The 13,434-nt window shown below is 36.4% G+C and carries 9 protein-coding genes; 5 read left to right on the top strand and 4 right to left on the bottom strand.

Features of this window, described 5'->3' with window-relative positions; all coding sequences use genetic code 11:
- Positions 1-65 precede the first annotated feature (65 nt).
- The gene (locus ACFIM1_RS04720; protein WP_375609375.1) at positions 66-1,322 is read left to right on the top strand and encodes a multidrug effflux MFS transporter; all 1,257 of its coding nucleotides are present in this window, start codon (positions 66-68) and stop codon (positions 1,320-1,322) included.
- A 553-nt stretch (positions 1,323-1,875) separates the two neighbouring features.
- Here ACFIM1_RS04720 and parC read toward each other — a convergent pair.
- Both parC and aspS read right to left on the bottom strand, forming a co-directional pair.
- Positions 1,876-4,125: a DNA topoisomerase IV subunit A gene (parC, locus tag ACFIM1_RS04715; protein ID WP_375609374.1), complete on the bottom strand. Its 2,250-nt coding sequence runs from the start codon at positions 4,123-4,125 to the stop codon at positions 1,876-1,878.
- Positions 4,126-4,922: 797 nt separating this feature from the next.
- Positions 4,923-6,716: an aspartate--tRNA ligase gene (gene aspS / locus ACFIM1_RS04710; RefSeq protein WP_375609373.1), complete on the bottom strand. Its 1,794-nt coding sequence runs from the start codon at positions 6,714-6,716 to the stop codon at positions 4,923-4,925.
- Between the two features lie 132 nt (positions 6,717-6,848).
- On the opposite strand from aspS, the gene rnd reads away from it, so the two are divergent.
- The 3 genes from rnd (at position 6,849) to ACFIM1_RS04695 (ending at position 8,842) form a co-directional block, all read left to right on the top strand.
- Entirely contained in the window at positions 6,849-8,003 is a 1,155-nt protein-coding gene (rnd, locus tag ACFIM1_RS04705) for a ribonuclease D (RefSeq protein ID WP_375606642.1), read from the top strand.
- A gap of 146 nt (positions 8,004-8,149) precedes the next feature.
- Positions 8,150-8,293, top strand: a complete 144-nt coding sequence (locus tag ACFIM1_RS04700) for a hypothetical protein (protein WP_375608318.1) — start codon at positions 8,150-8,152, stop codon at positions 8,291-8,293.
- Positions 8,294-8,638: 345 nt separating this feature from the next.
- Positions 8,639-8,842, top strand: coding sequence for a DNA-binding protein (locus tag ACFIM1_RS04695; protein WP_375608337.1), 204 nt, complete (start codon positions 8,639-8,641; stop codon positions 8,840-8,842).
- 270 nt (positions 8,843-9,112) lie between these two features.
- Here ACFIM1_RS04695 and ACFIM1_RS04690 read toward each other — a convergent pair whose 3' ends face one another.
- Both ACFIM1_RS04690 and ACFIM1_RS04685 read right to left on the bottom strand, forming a co-directional pair.
- The gene (locus ACFIM1_RS04690) at positions 9,113-10,630 is read right to left on the bottom strand and encodes a Ppx/GppA family phosphatase (protein ID WP_375609372.1); all 1,518 of its coding nucleotides are present in this window, start codon (positions 10,628-10,630) and stop codon (positions 9,113-9,115) included.
- Positions 10,631-10,636: 6 nt separating this feature from the next.
- Positions 10,637-12,817: an RNA degradosome polyphosphate kinase gene (locus ACFIM1_RS04685; RefSeq protein ID WP_375609371.1), complete on the bottom strand. Its 2,181-nt coding sequence runs from the start codon at positions 12,815-12,817 to the stop codon at positions 10,637-10,639.
- 327 nt (positions 12,818-13,144) lie between these two features.
- On the opposite strand from ACFIM1_RS04685, the gene ACFIM1_RS04680 reads away from it, so the two are divergent.
- Positions 13,145-13,393 (top strand): zinc-finger domain-containing protein, encoded by a 249-nt coding sequence (locus ACFIM1_RS04680; protein ID WP_375606646.1) that lies wholly within the window; start codon positions 13,145-13,147, stop codon positions 13,391-13,393.
- Positions 13,394-13,434: the final 41 nt, after the last annotated feature.

Here is a 13,434-nt window from a genome sequence, read left to right as displayed (position 1 = left end):
TTCATTTTATTCAGACTCTTAAAAAGAGCTGTTTTCAGACGAAATTTTTATTTCAAGGATGCCATATGTCATATTCACTCAATGAACAAACACATAGTGATGCGATTAGAAAAAAAATTGGCTATAAAGAATTTGTTGTTCTTATTGCTTCTCTCATGGCTATTAACGCTATAGCTGTTGATATTATGCTGCCAGCTATGCCCAACATTTTAGACGGCTTAAATGTTCTTAATGAAAATGATCAACATTATATCATTTCGAGTTATCTTATTAGCTATGGTATTGCTCAAATATTTTTCGGTCCCATAAGCGATCGGTATGGACGACGTAAACTTATCCTTATTGGTCTTGCTTTTTATTCATTTACGGCGATTGGCTGTGCCTTTGTAACTGATTTTTCTCTCTTACTTATTTTGCGTATCTTGCAAGGTATTGGAGGAGCTGCTATGCGGGTTCTTACAGTTTCCGTCGTACGTGATCTTTACAGTGGTCGAAAAATGGCAGAAGTTATGTCTATTGTTATGATGGTTTTTCTTGTTGCACCAATGGTTGGTCCCGCAACAGGACAGGTCATTTTACTACTCGGACATTGGCAATATATTTTTATTTTCATGGCAATGATTGGTTTCGGGCTGATGATTTGGATTCAATTCCGCTTGCCTGAAACACTTCATGAACAACGCCCTCTTTCCTTTTCTTCAGTCAAACACAATTTATGGATTGTTGTGACAAATCGTACAACACTTTGCTATACACTTGCAACTTCTATCATTTTAGGGTGCATTTTTATTGCTGTTAATACATCACAACAAACCTATGAAGGAATTTATAACTTAGGCTTTTGGTTTCCTATCGCATTTGCCATCGGTGCTGCATTTCAGGCTTTCTCATCATTCATGAATTCTCGACTTGTCGGACGTCTTGGAATGAGACGTATTGCTCATACTATGCTTTTGCTCTTTTGTGCCACTTCATGCATTTGGTTTATTGGCTCCATCTTAGCAGGTGGTGTTATCCCTTTTCCTTTTTATATGACGTTATATTGTATATTAATGTTTACCTGTGGTGGCATTATGGCCAATTTCAATACACTTGCTCTCGAATCTGTAGGCGAAATTGCTGGAACAGCATCTTCTGTATCCGGCTTTCTTCAAACATCTATCGGTGCAGGACTTAGCTTTTTTATTGCCCAACAATTTGATGAAACAACCATCCCAAACTCAGCAGGATTTTTCTTTCTGAGCCTCACTGCCATACTTCTTGTTTTATGGGCTGAACGTGGTCATCTTTTTAGGCAATATCATAATAACCCTAACGAATAAAGACTGCTTTATGAGACAATTAATAATATCTCTCTTGAACAATAAGGAAATGCCTATAATATAAAATAGGACACTCTTGTGCTGAACATTCACATATTTGTTTTAAAAATAAACTTCTCAAATCATTTCACGACAACATTCATGAATGATATAAGGTTAAAAAAACAGTGAACTGTATAAAATCATTGAAAAGCAGTATCTTTACTTAATAAAGACGCAAATCGTCATCATAATACTATTCCCAGTTTCCAAAAATATAATCACTGATTAAAAAACAAACATACCTATTGTTGCAATAGCTCTTATATTTCAAACGGTCTATAAGAAATATTTTTATTCTTTTCTTCAATAGTTTTTATGCACACAATCCCCCCCTCATCTTATGACATGCAAGCAAATATTTTTTACTGATTTAACCTAAACAAGACAAAAATTAAGAAAAAAACTCACACTTTAGGTCTTTCTTTCAATATAAAAGTGATACGTTATCTTTATAAATCAATATATTGCATATCATAAAGTCATACGGCACTTTCCCGTTTATAAAATAAATTTAATTGATAAATTTTCCCGATTTTGGAAATCCCCTTGGAACCAAACGCCCGACGCCCGCACGCGTTCCCATCCATTCAATGAGATCATCAGCTTGGCGGTTAAAGATTCGATCAGCTGTATCTTGCCAACTTAAACCTTCTGATAAATTAAAAGTTTTGGCATCAACAATGCCACCCTCTTTGTAACGCTGTAAACGAACACCTTTACCACGATTCATTTCTGGTATTTGTTCAATAGAAAAAATAAGCATTTTACGGTTTTCACCGACCACAGCAACATGATCACCATTTACCGGAACACAAAGTTTCACCTTATCAGGAGATTTGACATTCATCACTTGCTTTCCTTTTCGTGTATTGGCGATCACTTCTGAAGCAAGGACAATAAAGCCATTTCCATGAGACGAAACCAAGAGCAATTTTCCCTCTGCATGATGCACAAAAGCTGTAAAAATATCGTGCTCATCGTCCATATCAACTAAAAGACGAATAGGTTCACCATGTCCCCGCCCTCCAGGTAAACTATTTGCACCAATAGCAAAAAACTTTCCCCCCGTACTGATCAGCACAATCTTGTCGGTCGTAAATGCTGGAAAGGCTAACTTTAAACTGTCTCCTTCTTTAAAAGAAAGTGCTTTATAATCGTTTAAATGCCCCTTTAAAGCACGCACCCACCCCTTTTCAGAAATAACAATAGTAACCGGTTCTTTTTCGATCATTGCTTGTTGAATATCATCAAGATCATGTCTTGGTGCCTCTTCAAACGTCGTACGTCTTTTCCCCAAGAGTGTTTCAGGACCAAAAGTGTTTCGAACTTTTTTGATTTCTTCTGAAATTATTTTCCACTGTTTTATAGGAGAAGCTAACAAATTCTTTAGCTTTTCTTTTTCAGCTTTCAAACTTTCAAATTCCTTACGAATTTCAAATTCCTCAAGCTTACGTAAAGAGCGCAAGCGCATATTAAGAATAGCTTCTGCTTGATTTTCTGTTAATTCAAAACGACTGATAAGCTGCTTTTTAGGTTCATCCTCTTCACGAATAATCTTAATGACCTCATCGAGATTTAAATAGGCAATAAGATATCCATGGAGAATTTCCAATCGGCTATCAATTTGATCAAGCCGATAATGAGAGCGACGAATAAGCACTTCTTGACGATGTTCAAGCCATTGATGCAAACTTTCTCGCAAAGAAAGGACATTGGGTATTTTTCCCAAAGACAAAACATTCAGATTAAGGGGAAATCTTACTTCAAAGTCAGTCAATTTAAAAAGAGACTCCATAAGGAGCTCCGGATCAACCGACCGATTTTTAGGAACCAGCACGATTCTGATATCTTCTGCTGATTCATCTTGGATATCCTCAAGCATTGGTAATCGCCGAGCAAGCAGTAACTCTGCTGTTTTTTCAATAAGACGTGACTTTTGAATCTGATAGGGAATTTCAGTCACCACAATCACATAAGAACCACGGCTACCAGATTCCTGATGCCAACGTGAACGCAAGCGAAAAAAACCCCGACCAATACGATAAGATTCCTCAATACTCTTTTTAGGCTCAACTAAAATGCCACCAGTTGGAAAATCAGGACCAAGAACGAACTGATTTAATTCCTCATCATGTGCATCGGGATGTGCAATTAAATGGAGCGCCGCATCACAAAGCTCAGCAACATTATGGGGTGGAATAGATGTTGCCATACCAACAGCGATCCCTGATGAACCATTTGCTAAAAGATTAGGAAAAGCCCCAGGCAAAACAACGGGCTCTTCATCTTCCTCATTATAAGTTAAACGGAAATCAATGGCGTTTTCATTAATACCTTCAAGCAACAATGCTGCCACTTCAGTCATCCGTGCTTCCGTATAACGCATGGCAGCAGCATTATCACCATCAATATTGCCAAAATTGCCTTGTCCATCAACCAACGGATAACGAACTGCAAAATTTTGAGCCAAGCGCACCAAAGCATCATAAATAGATGCATCCCCATGAGGATGAAATTTTCCCATGACATCACCGACAATCCGCGCACATTTCGCATAAGACTGTCCAGGATTTAGTTTGAGAAGCCGCATCGCGTGAACAATCCGCCGATGGACAGGCTTCAATCCATCACGCACATCAGGCAATGCACGGTGCGTAATCGTAGAAAGCGCATAAGCCAAATAACGTTCCTGTAAAGCAGAACGTAATTCTATTGGCTCAATATGTTCTTTATCAAAAGGTAAATTCATTTTATCAGACATAATATTAGAACAAAAGTTCCCACAATAATAAAAAGTTATTTTATAGGATTTATTTAAAACAACCCTTTATGAGTCGACTTTTTTATTAAAAGTCAACGACATAAAAATAAGTGCTGCAATTAAAACATGAACAGAAAATTATATCAATTTGAAAAATTTATACATGTTCTTCCCTCTTGTCCTAAGCAGTATATGAAAATACTTCATACATTATCGAAAACTTTTTAAATATCCTCTTTAAGTGATAAATAACAAAGAAAGTAAATCATTTTTTCAGTGTTAAATAGAGAAACTGACATTTTCAAAATAAATAATATATTGATATATAAAGATAATTCATTTTTTTACAACTTAAATGAAACTCCAGAATATTGTAGAATTCTCTCATTTCTTACAATCAATCAATCACAAACATTTCCCCGCTTATCATAAGCGGAAAAGCTTCTATATGAAGAAAGGAAGAAAAATACCTCTTATAAACCCATTTGCTTACAAGAACTATCAATAATTGAAATCTAGAAAGTAAAACGGTGATTATTAGTAAAGATAGTGCTACACAACGATTTTTATATCACTCATGAGGCTTTTATAGTTATACCTTTCATACGAAAAAGCATCGTAAAACACAATTGAGAGCATTGAGAGATATTTTTTTAAAAATAATACCCTCATAAAAAATCAAAACAACAGCATTTTTTGTTTATCTCAATTTTTACAAATAGTACACACACTGACCCCATAGAGAAGCATCAACGCTTCACTTTATGTAGAAAGATGACAACAATCCACAACCAACTTTATGAACTATTTTTATGAGTAGGAGCCATGCGGATTCCTAAATCACGTAATTGTGTAGGAGAAACCTCAGACGGAGCACTCATCAAAAGATCAAGTGCTTGTTGATTCATAGGGAATAAAGCAACTTCACGCAAATTTTTAACACCTTGCAACAGCATAATGATGCGGTCGATTCCCGCAGCCATGCCACCATGTGGCGGAGCCCCATAATGGAATGCACGATAAAGACCACCGAAACGATCTTTCACAACTTCCTTAGAAAGCCCTACAAGTTCAAAAACTTTAAGCATCATTTCTGGTAAGTGATTACGAATTCCACCTGATGCAATTTCATAACCATTGCAAACAAGATCATATTGAAAAGCTTTAATAGTAAGAGGATCTTGACAGGCAAGGGCATTTTCTCCCCCTTGAGGCATGGAAAAAGGATTATGTCCAAAATCAATCTTTTTTTCATCTTCATTCCATTCAAAAAATGGAAAATCAACAATCCACGCCAAAGAGAAACTATCTCTATCAAGAAGATCTAATTCTTCCCCTACCCTTGTGCGTGCCGCTCCAGCAAAAGATGCGAATTTTTTAGGGTCTCCAGCTACAAAAAAACAGGCATCCCCACTTTCAAGCCCAAGCTGTATACGGATTGCTTCAGTCCTCTGTTCACCAATATTTTTGGCGATAGGCCCTGCTCCTTCAAATTTTCCTTCTTCTTCACGCCAGAAAATATAGCCAAGTCCTGGTTGCCCCTCGCCTTGTGCCCATACATTCATACGATCACAAAAAGCACGACTTCCACCCGTTTTAGCTGGAATAGCCCACACTTGTGCATTCTCATCATTCGCTAAAATTTGAGCAAAGACTTTGAAACCAGAATTATAAAAATGCTGAGAAACATCTTCCATAATGATCGGATTACGCAAGTCAGGCTTATCAGAACCATATTTTCGCATTGCTTCATCATAAGAAATGCGAGGAAAGCTTTGTGTCACAGTTTTTCCATCCGCAAATTCTTCAAAAATAGAACGCATAATAGGTTCCATAGTTGCTAAAACATCTTCTTGCTCAACAAAACTCATTTCAACATCTAATTGATAAAATTCACCAGGAAGACGGTCGGCCCTTGGATCTTCATCTCTAAAACATGGAGCAATCTGAAAATAACGATCAAAACCTGACATCATCAACAATTGTTTATATTGCTGTGGCGCTTGCGGTAACGCATAAAATTTTCCCTGATGAACACGACTTGGAACTAAAAAATCACGCGCCCCTTCCGGCGATGAAGCTGTCAAAAGTGGCGTCGTAAATTCCGTAAAACCATTATTTTGCATAGCCCGTCTCATAGCTGCAATAATTTCAGTCCGACGCATGATATTTTTGTGCATAGTCTCCCGACGCAAATCAAGAAAACGATATTTTAATCGAATATCTTCTGGATAATCAGGCTCACCAAAAACCGGTAAAGGAAGCTCATCAGATTTTGAAAGAATTTCTACCTCTTGTGCAAAAATTTCAATCTCACCTGTTGGAAGCGTTGCATTAATAACCTCATCAGAACGAGCACATACCTCCCCATCCACACGAATAACCCATTCAGAACGCACTTTTTCAATAACTTTAAAAGCTGGTGAAGCAGGGTCAGCAACAATTTGTGTGATTCCAAAATGATCACGTAAATCCACAAAAAGAATCCCTCCATGATCACGAACACGATGAACCCATCCTGAAAGACGAACTTGTGTTCCTACATCACATCTACGAAGAGCCGCACAATGATGACTGCGATAACGGTGCATGTTTTTTGCCTTTGATTATAATATTCACATGCGCTACAAACGCTTTTTAATAACCATTTGTCAAGATATGAGAATAAAAACTCAGAAATAAAGTCAATAAAGCACAAATTTAATTTATCGAATTATAATAAAATGATGAATCTTATTACAAAAACAACAGATCTTAAAATTGCACTTAACGCTCTACGTACCTCTGATTTTGTAACTGTCGATACTGAGTTTATCCGCGAAACAACTTTTTGGCCTCAACTGTGTTTAATCCAGCTCGCATCACCAGATGTCACAGTTTTGATTGATCCCATAGCACCAGATATTGATTTACAACCATTTTTTGACCTTATGGTCGATAAAAAAGTTGTAAAAGTTTTTCATGCTGCGCGCCAAGATATTGAAACAATTTATCACCTTGGAGGTGTTATTCCTTCCCCTCTCTTTGATACGCAAATAGCAGGATCAATTTGTGGATTTGGTGATTCTATCTCCTATGATCAAATTGTACAACGCTGCACAGGGCATCATCTTGATAAATCCTCCCGCTTTACAGACTGGAGTTGCCGACCTTTATCTGAAAAACAACTGCTCTACGCACTTGCCGATGTAACTTACTTAAGAGATGTTTACCTGTTATTGAAAAAACGGTTAGAAAAAAATCAACGTGCTCACTGGATGGACGATGAAATAACAATCCTTTTAAATCCTAAAACCTATGACATGCCAGAAGATGAAGCATGGAAAAAAGTGAAAGGACAAATTAAAAAGCCACGTGAACTTGCTGTATTACAAAAGATAGCAGCTTGGCGTGAACGTGAAGCACGAAAATACAATATGCCACGTCGTCATATTATAAAAGATGAATGTCTTATAGAAATAGCAATCCAACAACCAAAAGATGAATCTGCATTAAAACGGTTACGCAGTCTTAATAAGAATTGGGATAAATTCTCAATTGCTCAATCATTAATCAAAGCTGTCCACGAAGGATTAGAGGTGGATCTTTCCACTTTACCCCCCATTCCTAAACATAATCCACTCAATGATACGACAGCCGCTGTTATCGATCTGCTCAAAGTGTTATTAAAAATTGTTGCAAATGAAAACAGCATTGCCCCTAAAATTATTGCAACATCTAATGATTTAGAAAAAATTGCCAATGGAGGAATAAAGAAAAATATTCCCGCTATGAATGGCTGGCGCTATGAAATATTTGGTCAAAAAGCCGAACAACTGCTAAAGGGCCAGATAGGTTTTTACTTTCACGATGGGAAAATAAGCACAAAACAGCTTTAATTTACATTTACATTTTTATTTTAAAAAATCCATTACGCTACTCATTATCTACATCAATTGGTATGCCCTATAGGCCAATGCAAACAGGATAAATAAAGCCTACTTCTGATAAAGTTAAAAAATTAAATAGTGAACTCTTATTAAAAATGACAGCTAAATCTTTATCAGGTCAATCAAATAGCAATCCTATTAAAAATAATCTAAAAAAACAGACCGCTCCTTATTTAAAAGCTTTAAAAAGAAAAAGCTCTGATAATAAAAGCGCATTCATTACAAAAATAGCAGCCTAGCAATAGAAAAAAACAAAGATATAATGCCTCACGTCACCATATCGTATAAAAAAACTACCGAGATTGCAATCTAACAATCAAAAACGAGCCAGCATAACAACTAAAATACCTAACAAAGGCAATATATTGATTTATAAAGATAATCTAGCGTTATTTATATTGAATTAGAACTCCGAATATCGTAGGATTCTCTCATTATTATCTCAATAAGACTCATAAAGTATCACATAAGAAATTATATGATAAAGCGCTGTTTTTTATAGATTAAGCATCTTACAAAGGATTCAAAAATATGATTAATAAATAGTTATGATTTGTTTCTATTTTTTATAGTGAAAGGATTTTATAAAGTCAGAAAATGATATTCTTTTGCCAAACCGTGAAAGTGCAAAATTACTTCATATAAGTGGTTCAACATTCCGGCGTCATATAACCAATGGATCTCTCCAAAAATCTTTAAAATTTGTTTTTTTATCGCGTTGGCTACAATCAAATCTTATCAATATAATCAAGAAAGCTAAACAGAAACGTTATAACGACGCAGCATAAAAAGAAAACCTTGTCACGTAAGGACGGACAAGGCTTTTATTTTTACATGAAGCTTATGAAATGCAAATCACATCCTGTGACGCAAATAACAGAATAAAAAATTATATTTTCTTTTATGAATGCTCAGGGCATTACAAATGCCTTGCGTAGAGTCTGGATCAGGCATTATGAAACAACCAGTTGTTCAGCTCATGATGACAGGCTACCTAGCTTATCCCTCGTCAATGGCTTTATTATAAGACATAAAACACGAATAAATTAGGAAAAAAATCAAAAAATTTCAAAAGCGAGAGGTTGTTTTATTATTGTTGATAACTTCTTTAATCGTCCAAGAGGACGTTCTCCTAATAATCCAGCGTAATTCTTTGGGATTTGCAAGATAATATGATCTGCTTTTTTATGCCACAATAAATGAGGTAAAATTCCTGCAACAGAAGCACTAAAAAGATGAGCAAGACGCATAGTTTCACCGAGAATACGTGCTTTATCAATTATATTTTGAGTTGCTAATTGAAAAATGGGAAGAGATTCTTTATCAACCAATAAACTCGTATTGCGAAAAAAAACAGAAAGCGCCGCATAAAGGCGCCCTTCATGAGAAATTCCTGGATAAGATCCTAAAGCTATTTGATTTGCTGCTTCATTGCCTCGATAATCTGGATGTATACGCCAACCAATATCCGCAAGAAGACAAGCGGCTTGACGATAACGGCATTCATTTTCAGTTTCTGAAATTCCAAAAACTTCAAAAGCATTCGTCGTAAAATCAATGAGTTCTTCTGCTTGTTTTGGTGAACGTGCCCGTAAAATAGCCATTTCTGTGCATGCTGCAATGAGAGGATCAGAAAGTCGAATCGCCTGCGGCAATCGTGAATAAAGAAAACCTTCACGAACGCCAGCACCAGAAAAGATTATCTTTTCAAACTCCATACACTGAATGAGTTCAATAAGAACTATTGCCCCATAAGATAAAAGTTTTCGACGGTTCTGAGAAACCGCTGCAATCCCTCTCATATTATCAATATTGCCACGCGCTACAAGACGTAAAAAGTTCTCCATTTCAACAGCATCAACTTCATAGCCATGCATAACAGGAAGCCGATAGTGTTTCATTGCCATATGGAGTTTTGCCAAATTACGCCATGTCCCCCCTACTGCATAAAAATAACGTGCTATACCTTTACGAGCACGAACAACAGACGATTTATAAAATTGCTCATGTACAATTTTTGTAGCTACAGCACTATCATTATTTGATATATACTGTAGCCTTAAACCACCCAATGGGAGCGTTATCCCTTCACCAACATCAGAATGATCAATATCAATCAGCTCAAGACTTCCACCACCAAGATCCCCAGAAATACCTTTTGGTTGATAAAAGGTAGACACAACTCCATAGGCTGAATACATAGCTTCTTCACTTCCTGAAAGAAGATATATTTTATTTTGCAAAATATCTTCAGCATGCTGAATAAATGCTACGCCATTCTGTGCATCTCGTGCTGCTGCTGTTGCTAAAGTATAGACCTCATCTGCCCCAATCTGTCGACAAAGCGTACGAAACCGTTTCAGTGTTTGCAACGCCATCTTCATCGATTTTCCTTCTAAAAATCCCGTTTTCGCCACACCATGACCGAGACCACAAAGAATCTTTTCATTAAATAAAACCGTTGGTGATCGAACAAGCCCCTCATAAATAACCAACCGAACAGAATTTGAGCCAATATCAATAACAGCAACAGGCTTACGCCCTTTTAACCGACCTTGAGCATCTCTATATGTCATTGGATTTTAGTCTTTATGTATTTCGGCTTGTTGCCGATGCAACGCAACCAAGCGCGAAACAGAAGACTCAAAAGACTCATTTTCCCCCGCAAAACTTGTATTGGCCATAAAATACTCCTGCGCATTAAATAGACTTTCACCTCTCTGCGGTGTAATACGTTTTGATGTTCCATCCTTAAGTATATCAAAGCTTTGTTGATTATCAATGATATTAGCTAACATAATCTGTAAAAGAATTTTTTGACGCACTATTTTATTAAAAACTGGAACCAATATTTCAATACGATAGTCCAAATTACGAGGCATCATATCAGCAGAGCCTAAGTAAACGAGTGCATTTTCATTAGGCAAATCTTGACCATTCCCAAAACAAAAAATGCGACTATGTTCAAGAAAACGCCCGACGATTGATTTTACACGAATATTATCCGAAATTCCTAGAATACCAGGACGTAAACAACATATCCCCCGCACAACCAAATCAATTTGCACCCCTGCTTGACTGGCACGATATAAAGCATCAATAATTTCAGGATCAACCAATGCATTAACTTTCATCCAAATAGCAGCAAATCTTCCCTGTTGTGCATGAACAATTTCTCCCTCAATATGCTCTAAGATACGACCACGCAATGTTAAGGGTGAAAAAGCAATCTTTATTGTTTCATTTGGACGCTCATATTGCGCAATATAATTGAACAATAACGCAACATCATGAGCAATAACATCATCCGTGGAAAAAAAAGAAAGATCGGTATAAGTTTTAGCGTTAATGGGATGGTAGTTTCCTGTTCCAAGATGAACATAAGAGCGAAGACGTTTTCCCTCACGTCTCACAACCAATGACATCTTAGCATGTGTTTTTAATGCAATAAAACCAAAAATAACTTGAACCCCAGCACATTCAAGATCCCGGGCCCAACGAATATTTGCTTCCTCATCAAAACGTGCTTTAAGTTCTACCAAAGCAGTCACAGACTTTCCCTGTTCAGCTGCTTCAATCAAAGCGCCAACAATTGGACTATCATTTGATGTACGATAAAGTGTTTGTTTTATTTCTACAACATCAGGATCGCAAGCAGCTTGACGTAAAAATTGGACAACAACATCAAATGTCTCATAGGGGTGATGAATCACAATATCATTTTCACGAATAGCTGCAAAACAATCCCCATGATGTTCACGAATACATTTCGGAACACGAGAAATATAAGGAATAAATTTGAGATCATCACGGGGAATAGAAACAATCTCTGATACCATATTAAGCGCCAAAAATCCATCAAGAACATTAATACAATGATCAGGAACAGCAAGACTATTCGCTATAAATTGGCGTAAACTCTCTGGCATTTTTGCGTCAAATTCAATTCGAATAACCTGTCCACGTCTCCGCCTTTTAAGAGCAGTTTCAAAAAAATGAACAAGATCTTCAGCTTCCTCTTCTACTTCAATATCACTATCTCGGATTATTCTAAATGTACCAATTCCTTTAATCTCATAGTTAGGAAATACATGTTTAATAAAAAGGCAAATAACATCTTCAGATGCGATAAAACGAAAATGATTACCTTCTTGAGGAAGAAGAATGAAACGCCTTAAAAGCATTGAAATAGACAACAACACTGTGTGTGAATTCTGATCAGCTTCTCCAGACAATTGAAGCCCAATAGAAAGCCCTAAATTAGGAATAAATGGAAAAGGATGAGTAGCATCAACAGGCAAAGGTTTTAAAACAGGAAAAATTGTCTCAAGAAAATATTTTTCAAGCCATGATTTTTCAATTTCTGAAAGATCATCAGAACAAATAATTTCAATATCATTCTTTTTTAATTCATCACGTAAAACATTCAATTCTCGTAGTTGGTGAGCCTGCAGCTTTGAAATCTCAGCGAGCACAATATCAAGTTGTTCCTGTGGAGTGTGCCCATCTGCACTGCACGCTGTAACGCGAGCACGAATTTGAGCTGCTAGTCCTGCAACACGAACCATAAAAAACTCATCAAGATTTGCAGCTGAAATAGAAAGAAATTGTAGACGTTCTAATAAAGGATGTTTCGAATTAGCTGCTTCCATCAAAACACGATTATTAAATTGTAGCCATGAAAACTCTCGATTAATAAACCGTACCGGATTTTTCATTGTTATATTTGATATAGAAATTTTATCTTTCACCCTCTTTTCCATATATTCTAACTAAGCTTCTTTTATATTTTCTAAAATCCTTGACGAAATATCTCACATAATATTTTATAATATGTTATCATCATAATAATACATCAATGCCCCATTTTTCTTGTCATGTTTCCATTTAATATTTTAAAATACTTGGAACGAGGTTCTATGCGCAAAGCGCTAAAAGTAAGACAACTATTCTGATTATAGCATAAAAGAGGAGTAGTTTGTCTTAAAAAGCATCTTGCATTATGATACGCTTTATTACAAACTCACACTTATAAAATAGAAGAGCCTTATCATAACTAATGAGACAATTTATTCTGGAGTTTGTACGCCATGGCTGATCACAATATTCCCCATTTTCAAAATGACCTTGGATATAAAACAATCGAAATTGGTGTGAAAGAGTTTATGTGTGTAGGCGCTACACAACCATTCGATCACCCTCATATTTTTATTGATATGGGCGCTGCTGATGAGAAAATTTGCCCTTACTGCTCAACCCTTTATCGTTATGTTCCCTCGTTATCGTACGATCAAACAAACCCAACAGGATGTTTATATCATCCAGACAAGCTATTATAATGTGTTCTAGGGCTTTCTTAAATAACTACTCTTTTAATTCT

Source organism: Bartonella sp. AC158YNML (assembly GCF_042196725.1).
Classification (GTDB): domain Bacteria; phylum Pseudomonadota; class Alphaproteobacteria; order Rhizobiales; family Rhizobiaceae; genus Bartonella.
The sequence above is the reverse complement of the archived record's forward strand: the minus strand, read 5'-3'. Positions and strand labels throughout refer to the sequence as shown.

Coding starts and splice junctions, on each gene's coding strand:
- ACFIM1_RS04720 (WP_375609375.1), top strand. CDS start 66: ATGTCATATTCACTCAATGAACAAACACATAGTGATGCGATTAGAAAA.
- parC (WP_375609374.1), bottom strand. CDS start 4,125: ATGTCTGATAAAATGAATTTACCTTTTGATAAAGAACATATTGAGCCA.
- aspS (WP_375609373.1), bottom strand. CDS start 6,716: ATGCACCGTTATCGCAGTCATCATTGTGCGGCTCTTCGTAGATGTGAT.
- rnd (WP_375606642.1), top strand. CDS start 6,849: ATGATGAATCTTATTACAAAAACAACAGATCTTAAAATTGCACTTAAC.
- ACFIM1_RS04700 (WP_375608318.1), top strand. CDS start 8,150: ATGACAGCTAAATCTTTATCAGGTCAATCAAATAGCAATCCTATTAAA.
- ACFIM1_RS04690 (WP_375609372.1), bottom strand. CDS start 10,630: ATGACATATAGAGATGCTCAAGGTCGGTTAAAAGGGCGTAAGCCTGTT.
- ACFIM1_RS04685 (WP_375609371.1), bottom strand. CDS start 12,817: ATGGAAAAGAGGGTGAAAGATAAAATTTCTATATCAAATATAACAATG.
- ACFIM1_RS04680 (WP_375606646.1), top strand. CDS start 13,145: ATGGCTGATCACAATATTCCCCATTTTCAAAATGACCTTGGATATAAA.